Source organism: Comamonas sp. E6 (genome assembly GCF_001010305.1).
Taxonomy (GTDB): domain Bacteria; phylum Pseudomonadota; class Gammaproteobacteria; order Burkholderiales; family Burkholderiaceae_C; genus Comamonas; species Comamonas thiooxydans.
The window spans coordinates 58429-81622 of sequence record NZ_BBXH01000024.1; the positions used below are offsets into that span (position 1 = coordinate 58429).

21 protein-coding genes are annotated in these 23194 nt (G+C 60.7%); all 21 read left to right on the top strand.

What is annotated here, in order from left to right:
• Positions 1-6: 6 nt before the first annotated feature.
• The 21 genes from ispG (at position 7) to ntrC (ending at position 23033) form a co-directional block, all read left to right on the top strand.
• Entirely contained in the window at positions 7-1287 is a 1281-nt protein-coding gene (gene ispG / locus CSE6_RS20285) for a flavodoxin-dependent (E)-4-hydroxy-3-methylbut-2-enyl-diphosphate synthase (RefSeq protein WP_034378387.1), read from the top strand.
• A gap of 199 nt (positions 1288-1486) precedes the next feature.
• On the top strand, positions 1487-2803 hold the full coding sequence (gene hisS / locus CSE6_RS20290; RefSeq protein ID WP_059441307.1) for a histidine--tRNA ligase: 1317 nt from the start codon (positions 1487-1489) through the stop codon (positions 2801-2803).
• A 49-nt stretch (positions 2804-2852) separates the two neighbouring features.
• Complete coding sequence (locus tag CSE6_RS20295; RefSeq protein ID WP_059441308.1) at positions 2853-3530, top strand: tetratricopeptide repeat protein; 678 nt, start codon at positions 2853-2855, stop codon at positions 3528-3530.
• A gap of 2 nt (positions 3531-3532) precedes the next feature.
• A complete protein-coding gene (gene bamB, locus CSE6_RS20300; RefSeq protein WP_052057692.1) occupies positions 3533-4708 on the top strand; it encodes an outer membrane protein assembly factor BamB in 1176 nt (391 codons plus the stop codon).
• Between the two features lie 15 nt (positions 4709-4723).
• Positions 4724-6064, top strand: a complete 1341-nt coding sequence (gene der, locus CSE6_RS20305; protein ID WP_012839171.1) for a ribosome biogenesis GTPase Der — start codon at positions 4724-4726, stop codon at positions 6062-6064.
• Between the two features lie 104 nt (positions 6065-6168).
• Positions 6169-6423 carry an RNA chaperone Hfq gene (hfq, locus tag CSE6_RS20310; protein ID WP_012839170.1) on the top strand — a complete coding sequence of 85 codons (255 nt, stop codon included), beginning with the start codon at positions 6169-6171 and terminating at the stop codon, positions 6421-6423.
• 101 nt (positions 6424-6524) lie between these two features.
• Complete coding sequence (gene hflX / locus CSE6_RS20315) at positions 6525-7688, top strand: GTPase HflX (RefSeq protein WP_182287255.1); 1164 nt, start codon at positions 6525-6527, stop codon at positions 7686-7688.
• Positions 7689-7759: 71 nt separating this feature from the next.
• Positions 7760-9151 (top strand): FtsH protease activity modulator HflK, encoded by a 1392-nt coding sequence (gene hflK, locus CSE6_RS20320; RefSeq protein ID WP_034359349.1) that lies wholly within the window; start codon positions 7760-7762, stop codon positions 9149-9151.
• Positions 9152-9162: 11 nt separating this feature from the next.
• On the top strand, positions 9163-10053 hold the full coding sequence (gene hflC / locus CSE6_RS20325; protein ID WP_003063801.1) for a protease modulator HflC: 891 nt from the start codon (positions 9163-9165) through the stop codon (positions 10051-10053).
• Positions 10054-10199: 146 nt separating this feature from the next.
• Positions 10200-10388 carry a DUF2065 family protein gene (locus tag CSE6_RS20330; protein ID WP_012839168.1) on the top strand — a complete coding sequence of 63 codons (189 nt, stop codon included), beginning with the start codon at positions 10200-10202 and terminating at the stop codon, positions 10386-10388.
• Between the two features lie 93 nt (positions 10389-10481).
• Positions 10482-11630 carry an ATP phosphoribosyltransferase regulatory subunit gene (locus tag CSE6_RS20335; RefSeq protein ID WP_003063798.1) on the top strand — a complete coding sequence of 383 codons (1149 nt, stop codon included), beginning with the start codon at positions 10482-10484 and terminating at the stop codon, positions 11628-11630.
• A 37-nt stretch (positions 11631-11667) separates the two neighbouring features.
• A complete protein-coding gene (locus CSE6_RS20340) occupies positions 11668-13044 on the top strand; it encodes an adenylosuccinate synthase (protein WP_003063796.1) in 1377 nt (458 codons plus the stop codon).
• 40 nt (positions 13045-13084) lie between these two features.
• The gene (locus CSE6_RS20345; RefSeq protein ID WP_003063794.1) at positions 13085-13609 is read left to right on the top strand and encodes a phosphoribosyltransferase; all 525 of its coding nucleotides are present in this window, start codon (positions 13085-13087) and stop codon (positions 13607-13609) included.
• A 280-nt stretch (positions 13610-13889) separates the two neighbouring features.
• Positions 13890-15056: a YncE family protein gene (locus CSE6_RS20350; RefSeq protein ID WP_034378382.1), complete on the top strand. Its 1167-nt coding sequence runs from the start codon at positions 13890-13892 to the stop codon at positions 15054-15056.
• A gap of 72 nt (positions 15057-15128) precedes the next feature.
• Positions 15129-15956, top strand: coding sequence for a polysaccharide deacetylase family protein (locus CSE6_RS20355; protein ID WP_034394862.1), 828 nt, complete (start codon positions 15129-15131; stop codon positions 15954-15956).
• A 21-nt stretch (positions 15957-15977) separates the two neighbouring features.
• Positions 15978-16958, top strand: coding sequence for a sterol desaturase family protein (locus tag CSE6_RS20360; protein ID WP_059441309.1), 981 nt, complete (start codon positions 15978-15980; stop codon positions 16956-16958).
• 14 nt (positions 16959-16972) lie between these two features.
• The gene (locus CSE6_RS20365) at positions 16973-17860 is read left to right on the top strand and encodes an EI24 domain-containing protein (RefSeq protein WP_034359334.1); all 888 of its coding nucleotides are present in this window, start codon (positions 16973-16975) and stop codon (positions 17858-17860) included.
• A gap of 322 nt (positions 17861-18182) precedes the next feature.
• Entirely contained in the window at positions 18183-19598 is a 1416-nt protein-coding gene (gene glnA, locus CSE6_RS20370; RefSeq protein ID WP_003063782.1) for a type I glutamate--ammonia ligase, read from the top strand.
• A 179-nt stretch (positions 19599-19777) separates the two neighbouring features.
• On the top strand, positions 19778-20290 hold the full coding sequence (locus CSE6_RS20375) for a hypothetical protein (protein WP_034359332.1): 513 nt from the start codon (positions 19778-19780) through the stop codon (positions 20288-20290).
• A gap of 36 nt (positions 20291-20326) precedes the next feature.
• Positions 20327-21436: a nitrogen regulation protein NR(II) gene (gene glnL / locus CSE6_RS20380; protein ID WP_177340863.1), complete on the top strand. Its 1110-nt coding sequence runs from the start codon at positions 20327-20329 to the stop codon at positions 21434-21436.
• A gap of 46 nt (positions 21437-21482) precedes the next feature.
• Complete coding sequence (gene ntrC / locus CSE6_RS20385; RefSeq protein WP_034359327.1) at positions 21483-23033, top strand: nitrogen regulation protein NR(I); 1551 nt, start codon at positions 21483-21485, stop codon at positions 23031-23033.
• The last annotated feature ends 161 nt before the right edge of the window (positions 23034-23194 follow it).

The window sequence follows — 23194 nt, forward strand, 5'->3', positions numbered from 1 at the left end:
ACAAGAGTGCAAGATTCTCAAAGCTCGCAGCAGCTCAGCCAGGCGATAGCCATCGCCAGCCCGCTGCCGCGCAAATCACGCCAGGCCCGTGTGGTGTGGCGCAACAACGTGGTCACTGTCGGGGGCGATGCACCCGTGCGCGTGCAGTCCATGACCAATACCGACACCGTGGATGCGGTGGAAACCGCCATCCAGGTGCGCCAGCTGGCCCAGGCCGGCTCGGAGATGGTGCGCATCACGGTGAACACGCCCGAGGCGGCGGCGGCCGTGCCCTATATCCGCGAGCAGCTCGACCGGATGGGCGAATATGTGCCGCTGGTGGGGGACTTTCACTACAACGGCCACCGTCTGCTGACCGACTACCCCGACTGCGCCCAGGCGCTGTCCAAGTACCGCATCAACCCCGGCAACGTGGGCAAGGGCGACAAAAAGGACAAGCAGTTCGGCCAGATGATCGAGATTGCAGCCAAGTACGACAAGGCCGTGCGCATCGGCGTGAACTGGGGCTCGCTGGACCAGGAAATCATGGCCGATCTGATGGATCAGAACAGCCGTCGCGAGAGGCCCTGGGAGACACGCCAGGTCATGTACGAGGCGCTGATCACCTCGGCCATCAGCTCGGCCGAGCTGGCCAGGAACATCGGCCTGAACCCCGATAACATCATCCTGTCCTGCAAGGTCAGCGGCGTGCAGGATCTGATCTCGGTCTATCGCGAGCTGGCGCGCCGCTGCGACTATGCGCTGCATCTGGGTCTGACCGAGGCCGGCATGGGCACCAAGGGCACGGTGGCATCGACGGCTGCACTGTCGGTGCTGCTGCAGGAGGGCATTGGTGACACGATTCGCGTCTCGCTCACGCCCCAGCCGGGTGAAGCGCGCACGCAGGAGGTCGTGGTGGCCTCCGAGATTCTGCAGGCTCTGGGCCTGCGCGTGTTCGTACCCAGCGTCACCGCCTGCCCGGGCTGCGGCCGCACCACCAGCACCACCTTCCAGGAACTGGCCAAGAAGATCGACGATTTCCTGCGTGGCGAAATGCCGGTCTGGCGCACCCAGTTCCCTGGCGTGGAAGCCATGAAGGTGGCCGTGATGGGTTGCATCGTCAACGGCCCCGGCGAGAGCAAGCATGCCGATATCGGCATCAGCCTGCCCGGCAACGGCGAAGCGCCAGCGGCGCCCGTTTTCATTGACGGCGAGAAGGCCTTGACGCTGCGCGGCGAGCATATCGCCGAGGAGTTCCAGACCCTGGTGCTGGAATATGTGCAGCGCCGCTACGGCCTGAAGGCCTGAGCGACTCGAACGCTTGCAGCGGCCCGGCATGCGGGTGGTGATTACGCTTGCTGGCACAATGCCAGCGAGCCAAGACTTTGGAATTGATAGCTGCTTGCGCACTATCTGTATGGATTTGAATTAGGTTTCTAGCTGAAGGGCATGATTGCCATGCGCAATATGCTCTTGTTTTGCTAGTAACCCAAGTGTGAGACTTCACGTGGCCAAGAACGAAAAACTGACCGCCGTCAAAGGCATGAACGACATTCTCCCACCCGATTCGGCGCGTTGGGAGTGGTTTGAAGCCAAGGTGCGCGATCTGATGGGCCGCTTTGCCTATCGCAATATGCGTACCCCCATCGTCGAGCCCACGGCCCTGTTCGTGCGCGGCCTGGGCGAGGTGACCGATATCGTCGAAAAGGAGATGTACTCCTTTGAGGACCGGGCAGATAAGCATGGCCAGGCCGAGCATCTGACCCTGCGTCCTGAAGGTACGGCCGGCGTGGTGCGTTCGGTAGTGGAAAACAATCTGCTGTATGAAGGCGGCAAGCGTCTGTTCTACATCGGTCAGATGTTTCGGCGCGAAAAACCCCAGCGCGGTCGCTATCGCCAGTTCCACCAGGTCGGTGTGGAAGCCCTGGGTTTTGCCGGTCCCGAGCTGGATGCCGAAGTGATTCTGCTGGCCGCTCAACTTTGGAAAGAGCTGGGCATTGAAGGCGTGCGTCTGGAACTCAACAGCCTGGGTCAGCCCGAGGAGCGCAAGACCCACCGCGAGGCGTTGATTGCCTACTTCGAGCAGCACACAGAGGTGATGGACGAGGAAGCCAAGCGCCGCATGTACAGCAACCCGCTGCGCGTGCTGGACACCAAGAATCCTGCCATGCAGGAAATGGTCAACGCAGCTCCCAGGCTGATGGACTATCTGGGCGATGCATCCAAGGCGCATCTGAAGGCCGTGCAGGACATTCTGGATGCCAACGACGTGGCCTGGAGCCTGAACCCGCGTCTGGTGCGCGGCATGGACTACTACAACCTCACGGTGTTCGAGTTCATTACCGACAAGCTGGGTTCGCAGAGCACGATCTGCGGCGGCGGTCGTTACGACTATCTGATCGAGGAAATCGGCGGCAAACCCGCTCCGGCCGTGGGCTGGGGCATGGGTGTGGAGCGCGTGCTCGAAGTGCTCAAGGAGGTGGGGGTAGAGATTCCCCAGCCCGCAGCCGATGTCTACGCCATCATTCCCGACGCCTCGGTGCTGCCTCAGGTCTTCAAGACCGTGCAGCAGCTGCGTGCAGCTGGTGTGGCGGTTCAGATGCATGCAGCGGCCGGCGGCTCGGCCGAGGGCATGGGCTCGATGAAGTCCCAGTTCAAGAAGGCCGATGGCTCGGGTGCACGCTTTGCCCTGATCTTCGGCACCGACGAGCTGGCCCAGGGCAAGGTGACCGTGAAGTCGCTGCGCGACGGCGAAGGCCAGCAGGTGCAGCAAGCTCTGGCGGATGTGGCCCTGTGGGCCGGCAGCCTAAAATCGGTGGTTTGATTTTCCGCACCTCGTTTTCCGACCAGCGTTCCACTCAATCTAAGTAGCCATGGCAAACCATCTCGATCTTGAAGAACAAGAGCAAATTGAGCAGCTCAAGCATTTCTGGAATTCCTGGGGAACTCTGATCACCAGCGTGCTGGTCGTGGTCTTTCTCGGACTGGCCGGCTGGAATGGCTGGCAGTACTGGCAAAAGCGTCAGGCCACCCAGGCCTCGGCCCTGGAGTTCGCTGTGGACGAAGCGCTGACGGCCAAGGATGCGGCGCGCGCAGACCAGGCTTTCAGCGAGTTGCGGGACAAGTACGCGGGCACGGCACAGTCTGCCCAGACGGCTTTGCTGATGGCCAAGGCCTCGGTGGATGCCGGCAAGCTCGATGACGCCAAGGCTCAGCTGAGCTGGGTGGCCGACAAGGGCGATGAAAGCTTCAAGGCCCTGGCTCGCATTCGTCTGTCTTCCGTGCTGGAGCAGCAAAAAAGCTATGACGAAGGCCTGAAGGTGCTTGAGGCGGCCATGCCCGAGTCCTATGCCGGTCTGCAGGCTGATCGCCGTGGCGATCTGTATGTGGCGCTGGGCAAGCAGGCTGAGGCGGTTGCCCAGTACCAGGCTGCCTACAAGGCACTGGACAAGGATCTGGACTACCGCCATCTGGTGGAATTCAAGCTGAATGCGCTGGGCGTGGCTCCTGAAGCCGCAACCCTGGTCAAGACAACGCCGTCGGAGAAATAATCTTGAAGACTTTTGCCCATCAAGTGAAGTTCGCTGCCCCCGCAGCGCAATCCGCAGCCCGTGTGCTGGTGCTGACTGCTGTGGCCGCGTCGCTGGCTGCCTGCTCCATGTTCGGCGGCAAGGACAAGCCCAAGCCTCTGGACCTGGGGGCCAATCCAGGCAAGATCGCGGTGCATCAGGCTTGGTCGGCCAAGCTCGGCAACGAAGTGCCTCTGGCCATGCCTGCGCTGGTGCAGGGCAATACCGTCACCGTGGTCACCAAGGATGGCAGCGTTACGACGCTTGATGGCAATACCGGCAGCCAGCTGGGCAAGTTCAGTGCGGGCGAGCCGCTGACCACCGGCGTGGGCAGCGACGGACAGCGCACGGCGGTGGTTACACGCAGCAACCAGCTCATGGTGTTTGCCGAAGGCAAGCAGCTGTGGAAGAACAATCTGACTGCCGCAGTCTATACGCCGCCTCTGGTGGCTGGCGGCCGCGTGTTCGTGATGGCGGCGGACCGTTCTCTGGCGGCCTTCGATGCCAATACGGGTCGTGAGCTGTGGTCGGTTGAAGGCCCCAGCAATGAACCGCTTATTCTGCGCCAGCCAGGCGTTTTGCAGGCCGTTGGTAATAATCTGGTGGTAGGCGTGTCCGGACGTCTGGCAGGTGTTGATCCTGACAATGGCTCGGTGCGCTGGATGGCTCCTCTGGCCGCACCGCGCGGGACCAACGATGTGGAGCGACTGGTGGATCTGGTCGGCCCCGTCAGCCGTGTGGGCAGCAGTGTCTGCGCACGTGCGTTCCAGGCCTCGGTGGGGTGCGTGGATGTGAGCACGGCCAATGTGCGCTGGACGCAGACCTCCAAGGGTAGCGATGGCGTGGCGGGCGACGAGCAGGCCGTGTTTGGCGCCGAAAGCAACGGCACGGTACAGGCTTGGAATCGTGCAGACGGTCAGCGTCTGTGGTCCATCGACAAGCTGCAGTACCGCAAGCTGACGGCACCTCTGGTGCTGGGCCGCTCCGTGGTGCTGGCCGATGATTTGGGGACAGTGCATATGCTCTCGCGTGAAGATGGCTCTGCACTGGCCCGTTTGGAAACTGACAAGGCAGGAGTTGCCACTTCCCCGGTTGTCGCCGCCAATACTCTGGTGATCGTCAGCCGAAGCGGAACTGTGTATGGCTTCAAGCCGGATTGATAGGTTGTTTTTGGAATGAAGCCAGTTATTGCCCTGGTAGGGCGCCCCAATGTGGGCAAGTCGACGCTGTTCAATCGACTCACGAAGTCGAGGGATGCCATCGTCGCCGACTTTGCAGGGCTGACGCGTGACCGCCATTACGGCCAGGGCCGTCAGGGCAAGCATGAGTACATCGTCATCGATACGGGCGGCTTCGAGCCGGACGCATCGCGCGGCATCTTCAAGGAGATGGCCAAGCAGACGCAGCAAGCCGTGGCGGAAGCCGATGTCGTGATCTTCGTGCTGGATGCGCGTGCCGGTCTGTCCGGTCAGGATCACGAGATCGGCAACTACCTGCGCCGTCTGGGCAAGCCCACCATTCTGGTGGCCAACAAGGCCGAAGGCATGAAGGATGGCGTGCAGCTGTCCGAGTTCTATGAACTGGGCCTCGGTGAGGTCGTGCCCGTGTCTGCCGCCCACGGTCAGGGTGTGCGCAGCCTGGTCGATGCGGCCCTGGGTCTGCTGAATCTGCCTGAGCCTGAAGACGAGGTCTTTGGCGAGGAAGATCAGAAGCCCGTGCGTCTGGCGGTGGCAGGTCGTCCCAATGCTGGCAAGTCCACGCTGATCAATACCTGGCTGGGTGAAGAGCGCCTGGTGGCTTTTGACATGCCAGGCACCACGCGCGATGCGATCACGGTGCCTTTCGAGCGCAATGGCCAGAAGTTCGAGCTGATCGACACCGCAGGTCTGCGCCGCAAGGGCAAGGTGTTCGAAGCCATCGAGAAATTCTCGGTGGTCAAGACGCTGCAGGCCATCGAAGGCGCCAACGTCGTGCTGCTGCTGATCGATGCCACGCAAGGCGTGACCGACCAGGACGCCCATATTGCGGGCTATATCCTGGAAAGCGGCCGCTCGGTCGTGCTGGGCATCAACAAATGGGATGCCGTGGATGACTACCAGCGTCAGATGCTGGAGCGCTCCATCGAGACGCGCCTGTCCTTCCTGAAGTTTGCGCCGCTGCACTTCATCTCGGCACAAAAGCGCCAGGGTCTCGAGCCGCTGTGGAAATCCATCATCCAGGCTCATCGTGCAGCCACCTGCAAGATGCCTACTCCTGTGCTGACGCGCATTCTTATGGAGTCGATCCAGTTCCAGACGCCCAAGAAGGTGGGGGCCTATCGTCCCAAGATGCGCTATGCCCACCAGGGTGGCATGAACCCGCCCATCATCGTGATCCATGGCAACTCGCTGGAACTGGTCACCGATGCGTACAAGCGCTTTCTGGAAGGCCGTTTCCGCAAGGAGTTCAATCTTGTCGGCACCCCGTTGCGCATCGACTTGAAAACCTCCCATAATCCTTACGCCGACAAGGATTAATAGCTGTCTGCTGGTGCCTACGGGAAAACCCTTTTCGCTGTTTTTCCCGGGCCCTGTGGTAATGTGTCGGTTTACAACAACACTCTTCGAACACGGAGAATATCGTGAGCAATAAAGGTCAACTCCTCCAAGATCCGTTCCTGAACGCACTGCGTCGTGAACATGTGCCGGTCTCCATCTATCTGGTCAACGGCATCAAGCTGCAGGGCCAAATCGAGTCGTTCGACCAATATGTGGTGCTTTTGCGCAACACTGTGACCCAGATGGTATACAAGCACGCCATCTCCACCATCGTTCCCGGTCGCGCCGTGAACTTCTCGGCCGCTACTCCGGCTGACAACGACGCCGCTGCTGCCTAAGCTTTCTTGCGTCAACGCCCGCCGGCTAGTCCGGCGCGGCTCTTACCCTACGGGACAGGTATTTGAGTTCTGAATCCTTTGAACGTTCCGCGTCTGCGCCAGTGCTGCTGGTGGGCGTGGATTTTGGTGTTCCCCATTTCGATGACGAGCTGGAAGAGCTGGGCCTGCTGGCACAGACTGCTGGCTTGCAACCCGTGGCGCGCTTGACCTGCAAGCGCAAAGCTCCCGATCCCGCGTTGTTCGTGGGCAGTGGCAAGGCGGATGAGATCCGCATGCTGGCCCAGATGCACGGCGCCAAGGAAGTCTGGTTCGACCAGGCTCTGAGCCCGGCGCAGCAGCGCAATCTGGAGCGCCATATCCAGATGCCGGTCAACGACCGGACCATGCTGATCCTGGAAATCTTCGCCCAGCGTGCACGCAGCCATGAAGGCAAACTGCAGGTGGAGCTGGCTCGCCTGCAATACATCAGCACGCGCCTAGTGCGCCGCTGGAGTCACCTGGAGCGTCAGGCTGGCGGTATCGGTGGCCGTGGCGGCCCCGGTGAAAAGCAGATCGAGCTTGACCGCCGCATGATTGACGATGCCATCAAGCGCACCAAGGAGCGCCTTAAAAAGGTCAAGAAGCAGCGTTCTACGCAGAGGCGTCAGCGCTCGCGTCGCGAAGTTTTCAATATTTCCCTGGTTGGCTATACCAATGCCGGCAAATCCACGCTGTTCAATGCCATGGTGAAGGCTCGCGCCTATGCCGCAGATCAGTTGTTTGCCACGCTGGATACCACCACCCGGCAGATGTATCTGGCGGAGGCCGAGGAGTCGGTTTCCCTGTCGGATACCGTCGGTTTTATTCGTGACTTGCCGCACGGTCTGGTGGATGCTTTCCAGGCCACCTTGCAGGAGGCGATTGACGCCGATCTGCTGCTGCATGTCGTGGATGCATCGAACCCCGGATTCCCCGAACAAATACAACAAGTCCAAAAAGTTCTGGGTGAAATCGGGGCCGATGATGTGCCCCAGATTCTGGTTTTCAACAAGCTGGATGCCATTGAGCCCGAGCGTCAGCCTGCCATGCTGCAGGATATGTATGAGCTCGATGGCACGCCGGTGCCGCGTGTGTTTGTCAGTGCTCGCTCGGGGCAGGGGCTGGCGCAGCTGCGGCAGATGTTGGCTGACCGGGTTTTGCAGGTACGTGAAGAGGCGGCACGCGAAGAAGTCGAGGGGCAGGACGATACGTACTGGATGTCCCCTGATGACGACGCGCAATACTAGGGGCTTGCGTTCCTATTGGGCACAATGCTTGCCATGGTCCATGTCTTTTTGAAAACACAGAGACGTCTCGCATGAATTTTTCACAACGCGTCCATCGCCTGGCGGTGCTGCCGCAACGCATTCGCGGGATGTTCAATTTGAACGATCCGCGCTGGGGTCGTGGCGACAACAACAACGAAGATGGCTCCAAGCCGGACGGCTCGGCACCCGAAGGGGAGCGTCCTCCGATGCCGCCCGCACCCGAGCAGCGACCCCGTCCTTCCTCTCCTCAGCAAGGCCAGCCGCCTGATCTGGAAGAGGTGTGGCGTGATCTCAATCGCAAGCTTTCCGGCCTGTTTGGTGGTGGCTCCGGCAACGGCCGTGGTGTGCCACCCAGCCGCAGCGGCGGTCAGCCTGGCGAGCCTTTCAACCCCGGCAAAGGAATTTTCCTGATTGCCGGCGTGGCCGTGCTGATCTGGCTGGGTACAGGCTTTTTCATCGTGCAGGAAGGCCAGCAGGCCGTCATCACGCAGTTCGGCAAATACAAGAGCACCGTGGGAGCGGGCTTCAACTGGCGCCTGCCTTATCCCGTTCAAAAGCATGAGCTGGTCTATGTTTCGCAGATCCGCTCTGCGGAGGTGGGGAGCGACAACATCGTGCGCAGCACGGGGCTGCGTGAATCGGCAATGCTGACCGAGGACGAGAACATCGTCGAGATCAAGTTTGCCGTGCAGTACCGCCTGAGTGATGCGCGAGCCTGGCTGTTCGAAAGCCGCAGTCCTTCCGAGGCCGTGATCCAGGTGGCAGAGTCCGCCGTGCGTGAAGTCGTCGGCAAGATGAAGATGGACGCGGCTCTGGCTGAGGAGCGTGATCAGATCGCGCCGCGAGTGCGCGATCTGATGCAGTCCATTCTGGATCGCTACAAGGTGGGCGTTGAGGTGGTGGGCATCAATATGCAGCAAGGCGGCGTGCGGCCGCCCGAGCAGGTGCAGGCCTCGTTTGACGATGTGCTCAAGGCTGGTCAGGAGCGTGAGCGTGCCAAGAATGAGGCCCAGGCTTATGCCAACGATGTGGTGCCCCGTGCTGCGGGTGCAGCGGCGCGTCTGGGTGAGGAGGCTGCTGCCTACAAGTCCAAGATCGTGGCCCAGGCTCAGGGTGATGCCGGACGCTTCAGTTCGCTGTATTCCGAGTACCAGAAGGCTCCTCAGGTCACACGTGACCGTCTTTACATCGATGCGATGCAGCAGGTCTACACCAACGTGACCAAGGTTCTGGTGGAGTCGCGCCAGGGCTCCAATCTGCTGTATCTGCCTCTGGACAAGATCATGCAGAACGTGGGTGGCAGCGCCGCTGCTCCCGCTGCGTCGGGTGATGCAGCTGCCGGCGGCGCAGCTTCGGCTCCAGCCAACGTACGTGTAGTACCCAATCCCGCCGGTGATGCCCGCAGCCGCGATGCGCGCAGCCGTGACCGTGACGCACGCTAGGAGAGAATGCAGTGAATCGAATCGGATTTTTTGTCACCAGCATTCTCGTGGTGCTGGCCTTGCTGAGCTCGACCCTGTTTGTCGTGGATCAGCGTCAGTTCGGTGTGGTCTATGCGCTGGGTCAGATCAAGGAAGTGATCACCGAGCCCGGGCTTAACTTCAAGCTGCCGCCACCGCTGCAGAACGTGCGTTACATCGACAAGCGTCTGCTGACGCTCGACAGCACCGATACCGAGCCCATGCTCACGGCTGAAAAGCAGCGCGTGGTCATCGACTGGTATGTGCGCTGGCGCATCTCCGAGCCTTCGGAATACATCCGTAACGTGGGTCTGGATGAATCTGCCGGTGCCATGCAGCTCAATCGTGTGGTGCGCAATGCCTTTCAGGAAGAGATCAACCGCCGTACCGTGCGTGAGCTGCTGTCTTCCAAGCGTGAAACGCTGATGGCCGACGTCAAGCGTGAAGTGCTGGAAACCGTGCGCGGCTCCAAGCCCTGGGGTGTCGACATCGTCGATGTGCGCATCACTCGCGTGGACTATGCCGAGACCATCACCGAGTCCGTCTATCGCCGTATGGAGGCCGAACGCAAGCGCGTGGCCAACGAGCTGCGCTCCACAGGCGCGGCTGAGGGTGAAAAGATTCGCGCCGAGGCCGACCGTCAACGTGACATCACCATTGCCAATGCCTACCGCGATGCACAGAAGATCAAGGGTGAGGGTGATGCTGAAGCGGCACGGGTCTACGCAGAAGCCTTTGGCAAGGATCCGCAGTTTGCGCAGTTCTATCGCAGTCTGGATGCTTACAAGGAGAGCTTCTCCAAGAAGAGCGATGTGCTGGTGTTAGATCCTTCGCAAAGCGACTTCTTCAAGGCTTATCGCAGTGGCGGCTCCGCTGGCAAATAGGCCTTGGCTTGCGCAAATTCGGATCAGGCATGGTGTTTTGCCGATAGAAATGCCTGTTGTGCATCCTTGTTTGCGCAAGTTCGGAAAGCTCTGACAACGATACAAGCAATGGCCCCTTGAGGGCCATTGTCTATTGGGAGATGGCAATGGACTGGTGGGAGATCCTGGGACTGGCGATCGCCATGTTGCTGGTGCTGGAGGGGCTGCTGCCCCTGTTCGCGCCCGGGCTGTGGCGCCAGCTGTTTTCCCAGTTGCTGCAACTCAGGGATGGGCAGCTGCGCTTTTGCGGATTGCTCTGTATCGCAGCAGGCGCCATCATGCTGGTGCTGCTTTAAATACTGCCGATACTGGCTAGGCCTTAGCGGTCAAATTGGGCAGGGCTGGCAAAGCCGGTAGAATCGCATTTTTAACAGCCTCCCCATTTCTCCATGTCTGCTTGGGTCCTGCCGGATCACATTGCCGATGTTTTGCCCTCCGAGGCACGGCACATCGAAGAATTGCGTCGAGGATTGCTCGATACTGCGCGCAGCTATGGCTATGAGCTTGTCATGCCACCCATGCTGGAGTATCTGGAGTCCTTGCTGACGGGTACAGGCGAAGCTCTTGCCCTTCAAACCTCCAAACTGATTGACCAGCTCTCCGGTCGCACCATGGGCCTGCGTGCAGACATGACGCAGCAGGTGGCACGCATTGATGCACATTTGCTCAATCGCAAGGGCGTAACCCGTCTGTGCTACTGCGGTCCTGTCGTTCATGCGCGCCCCGATCGTCCGCGTGCCACGCGTGAGCCGTTCCAGTTCGGTGCTGAAATCTACGGCCATGAAGGCCTGGAAGCCGACCTCGAAGCCCTGCATCTGGCTCTCGACTGCCTCAAGGGAGCGGGCGTCAAAGACGTCATCGTGGATCTGGCCGATGTGCGCATCGTGCGCAGCCTGCTGGCTGGCGTGATGGTGGACGAGCAGGTGCTGCGTGGCGTGCATGCAGCCCTGGCCTCCAAGGATGCAACCGAGCTGGCTCAGCTGACCCGCGATTTCCCCGAAGCCTCGCGTGAAGGCCTGATGGCGTTGCTGCAGTTGTACGGCGGCATGGAAGTGCTCGATCAAGCTGAAAAGCTGCTGGAGCGCACTGCCGGCGTGCGCAATGTGCTGTCGCATTTGCGCTGGCTGGTGCAGCATCTGGATGGCGTCAAGGTCAGCTTCGACCTGGCCGACCTGCGTGGCTACTCCTACTACAGCGGCACGCGCTTTGCGATCTATGTGCCCGGCGGCAGCGATGCCCTGGTGCGCGGTGGCCGTTACGACGAAGTCGGTGCAGTGTTCGGGCGCAATCGTCCCGCTGCCGGCTTCAGTCTCGATATCAAACAACTGGTGGCTGTCGTGCCCGAGCGTCCGCTCAAGGCTGCCATTCGCGCCCCCTGGGGTGATGACGCGCAAGTGGCTGCCGCCATTGCCGCATTGCGCCAGCAGGGCGAGACGGTGGTCTGCGTGCTGCCAGGGCATGAAAGCGAAGTGGATGAGTTCCACTGCGACCGTGAGCTTGCCAATGTCGGCGGGCAATGGGTCGTGCAAGCCATTTAAGGCATTTGACTAATTCTTCGATTTATCGGATTGGAATATGAATACATCCAAAGGTCGCAATGTGGTCGTCGTCGGCACCCAGTGGGGTGATGAGGGCAAGGGCAAGCTGGTTGACTGGCTGACCGAAAGCGCCAACGGCGTCGTGCGTTTCCAGGGCGGTCACAACGCCGGTCACACACTGGTCATCAACGGCGTGAAGACGGCTCTGCACCTGATTCCCAGCGGCATCATGCGTCCCGGCGTGAAGTGCTACATCGGCAACGGTGTGGTGCTCTCCGTGGGCAAGCTGTTTGAAGAAATCGAAGGCCTGGAAAAGGCCGGCGTGCAGGTGCGTGAGCGTCTGCGCGTGTCCGAAGCCTGCCCGCTGATCCTGCCTTTCCACCAGGCTCTGGACGTGGCCCGTGAAGCGGCCCGTGAAAAGGGTGGCGTGCAGAAGATCGGTACCACCGGCAAGGGCATCGGCCCCTCCTACGAAGACAAGATCGCCCGCCGTGCCCTGCGTGTGCAGGACCTGAAGCACCCCGAGCGCTTCGCCACCAAGCTGCGCGAGCTGCTGAGCCTGCACAACCACATTCTGGTGAATGTGCTGGGCTCCAAGAACTTCGACTTCGGCGCCGGCCTGGCTCCCTACATGAAGGACGGCGAAGTGCAATTCGACGCCGTGTACGAAGAAGCCATGCGTCATGCCGAGCTGATCAAGCCCATGATTGCCGATGTTTCGCGTGAGCTCAATGCCGTGCACGCCGAGGGTGGCAACCTGCTGTTCGAAGGCGCGCAAGGCACGCTGCTGGACGTGGATCACGGCACCTACCCCTATGTCACATCGTCCAACTGCGTGGCTGGCAATGCCGCCGCAGGCGCTGGCGTGGGCCCAGGTCTGCTGCACTACATCCTGGGCATCACCAAGGCTTACTGCACCCGCGTGGGCGGCGGTCCCTTCCCCACCGAGCTGGAATGGGAAAAGGAAGGCACTCCCGGCTGGGTCATGTCCACCGTGGGCGCTGAGAAGGGTGTGACCACCGGCCGCTCGCGCCGCTGCGGCTGGTTCGATGCTGCGCTGCTCAAGCGTTCGGCCCAGATCAACGGTCTGTCCGGTCTGTGCATCACCAAGCTGGACGTGCTGGACGGCATCGAAGAGCTGCAACTGTGCGTGGGCTACGAGCTCGACGGCGAGAAGATCGACCTGCTGCCTCTGGGTGCGGACGATATCGAGCGCTGCAAGCCCATCTACGAATCCATCCCTGGCTGGACCGACTCCACCGTGGGCGTGACCGAGTACGACAAGCTGCCCGTGAATGCTCGCCGCTATCTGGACCGTATCGCCGAAGTGACTGGTGTGCCCATTGCCATGGTGTCCACCAGCCCCGACCGCGATCACACCATCCTGATGCACAACCCGTACAGCGCCGCCTGATCGGGCCGGGTTTTACTGAACTTTCAAAGGAACTGTGCCCATGCTGACAGAAGACGGTAAGCACCTGTATGTGAGCTACGACGAGTACCACGGTCTCATCGAAAAGCTCGCCATCAAGATCCACCAGTCCGGCTGGGAATTCGACACCATCCTGTGCCTGGCACGCGGTGGTCTGCGTCCCGGCGACATCCTGAGCCGCATTTTCGACAAGCCCCTGGCCATCATGTCCACCAGCTCCTACCGCGCCGAAGCCGGCACGGTGCAGGGCCATCTGGACATCGGCCGTTTCATCGCCACGCCCAAGGGCGACATTTCCGGCCGCGTGCTGCTGGTGGACGATCTGGCGGACTCGGGAGCCACGCTCAAGGCCGTGATCGCCATGCTCAAGACCAACTACGCACCTATTACGGAGCTGCGCAGCGCCGTGATCTGGACCAAGGGCGTGTCGACCTTCGAGCCTGACTATTCGGTGGACTTCCTGGCCACCAACCCCTGGATTCACCAGCCTTTCGAAGGCTATGACACGCTGAATCCCGAAAAGCTGGCGGAGAAGTGGAAGGTCTGAGGACCCGTCACCGACGTTGGCAAAGGAGCCCTTTTGGGGCTCCTTTTTTTATAGAGCAATGATGTTCATCAATGGATGAGCGTCATGTGCCTTTATTCCAACGGTTTCAAGCTTTTTTAAGGCTGTACCGTAATAAAAGCAGGAGCTAGCTGCTCCTGTTTTTGAATTGTTGTCATGATGCGGCCTGCGCCGATCAGGCAAGCTTGGCGCGGCATTTCAACAAGCTTTGTAAACCAGAAGGCTTGTGTTGGCAGCGGCTGCATTGACGCAGCTACACTGCATGGATTCTGAGAAGGTGGTGGTTGTGGGACGTCTTTCTATTGGGCGCACTGGCGCTGCTGTGGCATTGGTCGTGGGCGTGGGCGCTGCGGCATGGTTGGGGGCTTCGGCCTTGCCCGGTTTCAAGTCTGCCAAGGCAGCCGCACCGGCGGTCCCTGCCGCTCCTGTGGTCGCGCCCGCGGCGGCGGTTGCAACCGGTGCACCTTTGCCGCCAGCTGCTGTCAAGCCGGCACAGGCAGCGCGTGCCGTGCAAGGCCCGACGCCCATCTTTGTGCTCAATTCCCTGGATGCATCCATCAGCGTGATCGATCCGCAGACCTGGAAGGAGCAGTCGCGCATTCCCACGGGCAAGGAGCCTCACCACCTGTATCTGACGCCAGACGAGAAATCACTGGTGGTGGCCAATGCGCTGGGCGATTCGCTGACTCTGGTGGATCCGCGCACGGGTGCCGTGCAGCGCGTGATCCGCGATATCGTGGACCCATACCACCTGCGCTTTTCGCCGGACATGAAGTGGTTTGTCACGGCTGCCAACCGCCTCAACCACATCGATTTCTACCGCTGGGATGCGGCCACGCAGACGCCGACGCTGGTCAAGCGCGTCTCCACCGGCAAGACGCCCAGCCATTTGTTCATCGACGCGCAGAGCAAGACGCTGTACTCCACCATGCAGGACAGCGACGCCCTGGTGGCCATCGATATCGCCACCCAGACCATCAAGGCCCGAGTGCCCACCGGCCCCATGCCTGCCGACGTCTATGGCAGCCCTGATGGCAAAAAGCTGTTTGTCGGCCTGACGGGCGGCGATGGTGTCGAAGTGTTCGACATCACCGGTCCCGAACCACGCAGCCTGGGTCAGATCAAGACGGCAGCCGGCGCCCATGCCTTCCGCGCCGCCGGCGATGACCGTCATCTGTACGTGAGCAATCGCGTGGCCAATACCATCAGCAAGATCGATATGGTCAGCAGCCAGGTCGTTGCCAATTACCCGGCGCCTGGCGGCCCCGACTGCATGGATGTCTCGGCCGACGGCCGCTACATCTTCGTGGCCTCGCGCTGGGCGCGCAAGCTGTCGGTGATCGACACGGTGGAGAAGAAGGTGGTCAATCAGGTCAATGTGGGCAAGTCGCCTCACGGTGTCTGGACGCTGTCCCACGCTGCGCGCTAAGGTGCTTGTCCCTGCTGCATCGAAACGGCAGGGATGGCTTGGTCTCCGTGTTGACCACCTCAAGGAGGGTGGATGCAAAGACGTTGTTTCATGCTCGGCTCGCTGGTCGGCGGCCTGCCTGCCGTCCCAGCCTTTGCTGCCGAAGCTGCAAGGAAGATGGCTTCAGGCGCTTGCTCCAAGGCGGTCTACCTGACCTTCGACACCGGGCATATGGGCATAGCCCAGCTTGTCGCCCAGGTTCTGCAAAAGCACAAGGTGCCCGTCACATTCTTTGCGGCCAATGAGGCCACGAAGGAGGGGGGCAGCAGTCTGAGCGACTTCTGGGCGCCCTGGTGGAAGGCGCGTGCCGACGAAGGTCACCAGCTCGCATCCCATACCTTCGACCATATGTACTGGCTGGCCGATATCCGCGACAAGGCCACAGGCCAGGTCACGCACTTCAAGGTCAAGCCATCGGCCGGGCCCAGAGCCGGTCAGAGCTATGTGGTGTCTGCCGATGAGTACCGCCAGGAGATTGCCCGCTCCGCTCAGAGGCTGGCGCAGATCACGGGTCGCAAGACCTTGCCGCTGTATCGTGCGCCGGGCGGCAAGACATCGCCAGCGCTGATTGCCGCAGCGCAGCAGGGAGGCTTTCAGCATGTGGGCTGGGCGCCGGCAGGCTTTTTGGGCGACGAGCTGCCCAGCGACAGGTATCCCAATGAACGCTTGCTGGCCCAGGCACTCAAAAACATAGGCGGCGGCGATATCTTGCTGGCCCACCTCGGCATCTGGTCGCGCCAGGACCCCTGGGCCCCGGCGGTGCTGGAGCCGCTGATCGTCGGTCTGCTGGATAAGGGTTTTTGCTTTCGTACGCTGGCCGAGCATCCGGCGTACCAGGGCTGGATTGCGCAGCACCGCTGAGTGCGGCAAGAGGAGTGAGTTGTGGATTGGTTGGTTCAGATGTTTGGAGAGGCGCAGCAACGCTTGTTTGAAGGCGTGGTTCAGCCGTTTCTGTTCCATTTCGGCATGGCGAACCTGCTCGAAGATGGCTACACAGCCACGGGCTGGCTGCTGGTGGGGCTGCTGCAGATAGCGGTCATGGTCGCGGTGATCGTGCCGCTGCAGCGCTGGAGGCCGGTCGAGCCCGTGGTGGACCGCCAGGCGATTCGCGTGGACATCCTCTACACGCTGATTCACCGGCTGGGATTTTTCCGGCTGGCATTGTTCTTCACGATCGATCCCTTGTGGGATGCCCTCATGGGCAGGCTTCATGTCTTGGGCATGCCTGGCTTTCATCTTGACGATATCTGGCCGGGCGTGACGGACAACGCCTGGGTCAGTCTGTTGATGTATCTGGTCGTGTTCGATCTGGTCGAGTACTGGATTCATCGAGGTCAGCACGGTTTTACCTGGTGGTGGAAGCTGCATGCCGTGCACCACTCGCAGCGCCAGATGACGGTGTGGAGCGACAATCGCAATCACCTGCTCGACGACGTGATCCATGACGCCATCATCGTGCTGGTGGCACAGCTGATTGGCGTGGCTCCGGGGCAGTTCGTGGCCATCGTGGCCCTGACCCAGCTCAGCGAGAGCTTTCAGCATGCCAACGTGCGCATCTGGTTTGGCCAACTGGGCGAACGCCTGTGGATCAGTCCACGCTTTCACCGCCGCCACCACGCCATCGGTATTGGCCACGAACCCATGGCGCCCGTGCGCAACAAGAAGGTGCATGGAAACAATTTCGGCGTATTGTTGCCCTGGTGGGACATATTGTTTGGCACGGCCAACTTTGATCTGCGCTATGACCCCACTGGCATTCGCGATCAGGTGCAAGCGAATACAAAAGGACAATTGCGCGACTATGGCCGTGGCTTCTGGGCGCAGCAGTGGCTGGCTGTCCTGCGATTGATGGGTCGCGCATAAGCCAATCCTTGAGTATGCTTGCCAGCATGAGCTTGCTACTCGACTCTTTTTGGCGTGCCATGGCGTATTGCCTGCATAAGCGGGTCATTGTCTGGTCACTCTTGCCGCTGCTGGCCATGGCTTTGATGGCCTGGCTTCTTGGTTACTTCTTCTGGGCCGATGCGGTCCTCAAGGTGCAAAGCCTGCTGGACGGGGTGGGCTGGCTGCATTCCTTGTGGCTATGGCTGCAAGGGCTGGGCCTTGGGTATGCCTCGGAGGTGGTGGCTTCCATTTTTGTTGTGTTGGGCGCAATGCCGGTACTCGTGGTGCTGGTTTTGCTGCTGGTAGGCCTGTTCATGGCACCAGTGCTCACGCAGCTGGTGGCCGAGAAACGCTTTGTCGGTCTCGAGAAAAAGCATGGCGGCTCCACCATGGCCAGCCTGGTCTGGTCGGGCGGCTCCACGCTGATTGCGCTGCTGGCCTTGTTTGTCACTCTGCCGTTATGGGTGTTCCCGCCGCTGATGCTGGTGGTAGCGCCTTTGATCTGGGGATGGCTCACCTACAGGGTCATGGCATTTGACGCCTTGTCCGAGCATGCCAGCAAGGACGAGCGCCGGGCCCTGTTTGCCCGTCATCGCATGTCGCTCATTCTGATGGGCGTGATCTGCGGCTATCTGGGTGCAGCGCCCGGTGTGGTCTGGATTTCCGGGCTGCTGTTCCTGGCTGCTTTCTGGATTCTTGTGCCCATTGCCATCTGGATCTATGCGCTGGTGTTTGCCTTCTCTGCACTGTGGTTTGCCCACTTCTGTCTGGCGGCGCTGGAGCAGATGAGGGCGCAGACCATGCCGAGTGCTGCCGACCCGCAGGTCCCGTTTGCACCGGGTGCAGATGATTCGGATGGTGCAGCTTCGGTGGCTCGCTGAAAAGCGTCTGCAGCAGGTTGAATCAGGTGCCATGCACCAAAAACAATCTTGTTTCAGAAATGCACCAAATTGGTGCCAATTAATTCACCAAGATGGTGCAATTGTGTGGCGTGCTCTGGCAGTGAGACAATGCGCGTCTGTTTGGTGCAGTTTGCAGATGCAGCTCTGGTAAGTGCTTATGTCTTGTGCCGAATATCTTTACACCAAGGCTCGGTTTCGGTGCGCAGATGTTGTTGCGAGGCGCCGAGGTCGAGTTGGCACGCAAACTGCTAGATACTATTCATTCTTTATTTGATCAGCCAAAGTTGGCAGGAGAGATCTAATGGCGAAGACCGTTGCAGACGTGATGCAGATGGTGCAGGATAACGAGGTCAAGTTCGTGGACCTGCGCTTTACCGATACCCGCGGCAAGGAACAGCACGTGACCGTGCCCGTGTCGCACTTCGACGAGGACAAGTTCGCCTCGGGCCATGCTTTCGACGGTTCTTCCGTTGCCGGCTGGAAGGGTATCGAAGCCTCGGACATGCAGCTGGTTCCCGATCCCAACACTGCCAATATCGATCCCTTCTTCGAAGAAACCACACTGATTCTGCAGTGCGATGTGATCGAACCCGGTGATGGCAAGGCCTACGACCGCGATCCCCGTTCCATTGCCAAGCGTGCTGAAGCCTACCTGAAGGCTTCCGGCCTGGGCGATACCGCTTACTTCGGTCCCGAACCCGAATTCTTCATCTTCGACGGCGTGCGTTGGGGTACCGAGCCTCACAACCCCTTCTTCGAAATCGAAGAATACGAGGCTCCCTGGAACACCGGCACCAAGTTCGAGACCGGTAACCGTGGTCACCGTCCTCGCGTCAAGGGTGGCTACTTCCCAGTTCCTCCTGTCGACAGCACCCAGGACATGCGTGCAGAGATGTCGCTGCTGCTGGAAGCGGTCGGCATCCCTGTCGAAGTGTTCCACCATGAAGTGGCCGGCGCCGGTCAGAACGAAATCGGCACACGCTTCTCGACCCTGGTCGAGCGTGCCGACTGGACACAGCTGCAGAAGTACATCATCTGGAACGTGGCCAACACCTACGGCAAGACGGCAACCTTCATGCCCAAGCCCTACGCTGGCGATAACGGCTCCGGTATGCACGTGCACCAGTCCGTGTGGAAGGATGGCAAGAACCTGTTTGCCGGCGACGGCTATGCCGGCCTGTCCGACTTCGCCCTGTACTACATCGGCGGCATCATCAAGCACGCTCGTGCGCTGAACGCCATCACCAACCCTGGCACCAACAGCTACAAGCGTCTGGTTCCCGGCTTTGAAGCGCCCGTGAAGCTGGCTTACTCGGCCAAGAATCGCTCGGCCTCCATCCGTATTCCTTACGTCAGCAACCCCAAGGCTCGTCGCGTGGAAGCACGCTTCCCCGATCCTCTGATGAACCCCTACCTGGGTTTCGCAGCTCTGCTGATGGCCGGCCTGGACGGCGTGGAAAACAAGATCCATCCCGGCGAAGCCGCGACCAAGGATCTCTACCACCTGCCCCCCGAGGAAGACAAGCTGGTGCCTACCGTCTGCCACAGCCTGGATCAGGCTCTGGAAGCCCTGGACGCAGACCGTGCGTTCCTGACCAAGGGCGGTGTGTTCTCCGACAGCATGCTGGATGCCTACATTGAGCTGAAGATGGGCGAAGTGACTCGCTATCGCCAGTCGGTGCACCCTGTCGAATACGATATGTACTTCTCGCTGTAAAGCAGAGGTCAAAAAAGGCGGCGCAAGCCGCCTTTTTTATTGAGCGCCCGCTGCGGCGGGCGTGGCAGCAAAGGAACCAAACGGGTTGGTGGCGGTCAAGTAGTCAATAAAAGCCGCAGGCTTGGAGCGATACTCAGGGTATTGCGGACTTGCGGCCGCCGTCTGCCTGAGAGGACCGAATGAAGAAGTTTTATGTGTTGTCGTTGCTGTGTCTTGCATCCGGGCTGGTTTCTGCCCAGGATGTGATCTACCGCTGCGGCAATGAGTACACCAACAATGTTTCGCAGGCCAAGGCCAAGGGATGCAAGCCGGTCGATGGCAGTGGCGTGACGGTGATTCACGGCACCAGGCCCTCGGGTGGCAATGCCGCTGCGGCTTCGGTCAAGCCCAAGCCGGCAAGTAGCTCTGCATCGAGCGCGCCGGCCACGGCCCGTAGCGACAGTGCCGCGCAGAAAGCGCGTGACTCCGATGCACGAGCCATCCTGCAAGGCGAGCTGAACAAGGCCCAGGCCAGACTGTCCGAGCTGAAGGCGGAGTACAACGATGGCAACCCCGTGCGCACGGCACTGGAGCTGCGCAATCCTCAGGGCTACCCGGAGCGGGTGGCCAAGCTGAAAGCCGATATCACACGCCAGGAAAGTGATATCGCAGGCATCAGGCGAGAGCTGGACCGGCTGCCTGCGGTCAATTAATCCGGCCCCTGGGGCTGGTCATTTTTGGTCTATCGAATGAGTTCCACTGCAGCCCCGCTCCCCGATATCCCCAGGCCTGATCCGGATCAGGCCAATGCTCACGGCTACCAGTCGCTGGACTGGCTTTGCACCCTGATTGCCGTGCTTGACGAGTACGGCATGGTGCGCTTCGTCAACGCGGCGCTGGAAAACGCCCTGGGCCAGTCGCGCCGCATCATGGTGGGCAGTGACTTCGCCACCTGCTTTGCCGAGCCTGCCTTGCTGGACAAGGCGCTCAGCGGCGCCCGTTCCAACGACTTTGCTGCGCTGCGCTTCGAGGCCAGCCTGCTGCGCCTGGGGCAGGAGCCCTTGCCGATTCATGCGGCGGTTTCGCTGGCCGAGAAGGCCGGCCATGTCATGGTGGAGATGTGGCCGCTGGAACAGCAGGCCCGTCAGGATCGCGAGGAGCGCATCCGAGAGCAGGCGCTGGCGAACAAGGAACTGATCCGCAATCTGGCGCACGAGATCAAGAATCCGCTGGGCGGCATTCGCGGCGCGGCCCAGTTGCTGCAGATGGATCTGGTCACGCCCGAGCTGCTGGAATACACCACGGTCATCATTCACGAGGCCGATCGCCTGCAGGCGCTGGTGGACAGATTGCTGGCCCCGCATCGCCACCCGCATGAGGTGGGCGACGTCAACATCCACGAGGTCTGCGAGCGCGTGCGTTCGCTGGTGCTGGTCGAGCATCCTCAGGGGCTCAAGATCACGCGCGACTATGACATCTCCATCCCCGAGTTCAGAGGCGACAGCGCACAGCTGATACAGGCTCTGCTCAATATCGTTCAGAACGCGGCACAGGCGCTGGGGCGGCGCATTGCAGAGGGCGATGCCGAGATCATTCTGAAGACGCGTGTGGCCAGACAGGTCACTCTGGGGCGCGAGCGCTACAGATTGGCACTGGAATTGCATGTAATCGACAACGGGTCAGGCGTGCCAGATGCCATCAAGGAGCGGATTTTCTATCCTTTGGTCTCAGGCAGAGACGGCGGATCCGGCCTGGGGCTGACGCTGGCTCAGACCTTTGTGCAACGTCACCATGGCCTGATCGAATGCGAGAGCCAGCCGGGGAGGACGGATTTCCGAATCCTGATACCGCTGCCATAAAGCCTGACATTATCAATATGCAGAAGAAGGGAAGGATGTTGCACGAATGAAGCCAATCTGGATTGTGGACGACGACCCTTCCATCCGCTTTGTGCTTGAAAAGGCATTGGGGCGTGAAGGCTGGCCCATTCGCAGCTTTACCCAGCCGCGCGATGTGCTCAAGGCCCTGGCTGATGTGGACAACAGCGATCCCGAGCGTCAGGCTCCACAGGTGCTGGTCAGCGATATACGCATGCCTGGCGGCTCGGGCCTTGAGCTGCTGGAGCAGGTCAGGGCGCAGCAGCCCGGGCTGCCCATGATCATCATGACGGCCTATTCCGATCTGGACAGTGCAGTCTCGGCATTCCAGCGCGGGGCCTTCGAGTATCTGCCCAAGCCATTTGACGTACCCAAGGCCGTGGAGTTGATCCGGCGCGCCGTCGAGGAAAGCCAGCGCGAGGAGGTGGCCGATGTGCAGGCTCCGGTGCAGGCGGAAATGCTGGGTCAGGCACCCGCCATGCAGGACGTGTTTCGCGCCATCGGCAGACTGAGCCAGAGTCATGTCACGGTGCTGATCACCGGGGAGTCCGGTGCCGGCAAGGAGCTGGTGGCACGGGCGCTGCACAAGCATTCTCCGGTTGCCGGCGGACCGTTTGTGGCCATCAATACCGCTGCCATTCCGAAAGACCTGCTGGAGTCCGAGCTGTTCGGCCACGAGCGCGGCGCCTTTACCGGCGCGCAGACCCAGCGCAGGGGACGTTTCGAGCAGGCCGAAGGCGGTACGCTGTTTCTCGATGAAATCGGAGACATGCCGTTCGAGCTGCAGACGCGTCTGCTGCGGGTGCTCTCCGACGGCCATTTCTACCGGGTTGGCGGACATCAGGCCGTCAAGGCCCATGTGCGTGTGATTGCGGCGACGCACCAGGATCTGGAGCTGCGCGTCAAGGACGGTGCTTTCCGCGAGGACTTGTTCCATCGTCTGAATGTGATCCGCCTGCGCCTGCCCGCGCTGCGCGAGCGCAAGGAAGACGTCCCCATGCTGACTCAGCATTTCCTGCAGCAAAGCGCGCGTCAGCTGGGGGTTGAGCCCAAACGCATGAGCACGGCCGCCATGAGCCGCCTGCAGGCCTTCAACTTCCCGGGCAATGTGCGCCAGCTGGAAAACATCTGCCACTGGTTGACCGTCATGGCTCCGGCCCAGCAGATTGCACTCAAGGACTTGCCGCCCGAAGTGCTAGGCAGCTCTGCATCGGTGAGCACAGCAGTCTTTGCCGGCGCATTGAGCAGTGGTGTGGGCCTTGACCAGTCCAAGGTAAACCTGCCTGAGGCGGCGTCCATGTCCGTGCCTGGCACTGCGGCAGCTCCTTTGACCGAAGCTCCGACATTGACCGAGGGCTGGCTGGAAGGGTTGGGCAAGCAGGCCGAGGAACTGTTGTCGCAAGGCCACCACGATGTATGGGATCAGCTGTCCCATCAGTTCGAGGCACAGTTGCTGCGAACGGCTCTGGCAGCCACGCATGGTCGCAGAGTGGAAGCTGCCAGCCGGCTGGGGATTGGCCGCAACACCATAACCCGGAAGCTGCAGGAGCTGGGATTGGAAAACGAGAATTTCGACTGAAGCAGTGCAGTGGCCACTCGCTCTCGCGGTGGGTTTTATCCGTCCTACATGGTGCAATCACGGTTGACGACATGAGGCAGATGGCGCAGGGGTAAAAATCAACAGGCCTTTTGTTGATTGGACTGTTTGCGTTGTCTGCCTTGCCTTTATCCATCTCTTTC

Excerpts from the sequence above, each read along its gene's own strand:
- CSE6_RS20295 (WP_059441308.1), top strand. The coding sequence starts at position 2,853 with ATGGCAAACCATCTCGATCTTGAAGAACAAGAGCAAATTGAGCAGCTC.
- der (WP_012839171.1), top strand. The coding sequence starts at position 4,724 with ATGAAGCCAGTTATTGCCCTGGTAGGGCGCCCCAATGTGGGCAAGTCG.
- hflK (WP_034359349.1), top strand. The coding sequence starts at position 7,760 with ATGAATTTTTCACAACGCGTCCATCGCCTGGCGGTGCTGCCGCAACGC.
- CSE6_RS20330 (WP_012839168.1), top strand. The coding sequence starts at position 10,200 with ATGGACTGGTGGGAGATCCTGGGACTGGCGATCGCCATGTTGCTGGTG.
- CSE6_RS20335 (WP_003063798.1), top strand. The coding sequence starts at position 10,482 with ATGTCTGCTTGGGTCCTGCCGGATCACATTGCCGATGTTTTGCCCTCC.
- CSE6_RS20340 (WP_003063796.1), top strand. The coding sequence starts at position 11,668 with ATGAATACATCCAAAGGTCGCAATGTGGTCGTCGTCGGCACCCAGTGG.
- CSE6_RS20345 (WP_003063794.1), top strand. The coding sequence starts at position 13,085 with ATGCTGACAGAAGACGGTAAGCACCTGTATGTGAGCTACGACGAGTAC.
- CSE6_RS20350 (WP_034378382.1), top strand. The coding sequence starts at position 13,890 with ATGGATTCTGAGAAGGTGGTGGTTGTGGGACGTCTTTCTATTGGGCGC.
- CSE6_RS20355 (WP_034394862.1), top strand. The coding sequence starts at position 15,129 with ATGCAAAGACGTTGTTTCATGCTCGGCTCGCTGGTCGGCGGCCTGCCT.
- CSE6_RS20365 (WP_034359334.1), top strand. The coding sequence starts at position 16,973 with ATGCTTGCCAGCATGAGCTTGCTACTCGACTCTTTTTGGCGTGCCATG.
- glnA (WP_003063782.1), top strand. The coding sequence starts at position 18,183 with ATGGCGAAGACCGTTGCAGACGTGATGCAGATGGTGCAGGATAACGAG.
- CSE6_RS20375 (WP_034359332.1), top strand. The coding sequence starts at position 19,778 with ATGAAGAAGTTTTATGTGTTGTCGTTGCTGTGTCTTGCATCCGGGCTG.
- glnL (WP_177340863.1), top strand. The coding sequence starts at position 20,327 with ATGAGTTCCACTGCAGCCCCGCTCCCCGATATCCCCAGGCCTGATCCG.
- ntrC (WP_034359327.1), top strand. The coding sequence starts at position 21,483 with ATGAAGCCAATCTGGATTGTGGACGACGACCCTTCCATCCGCTTTGTG.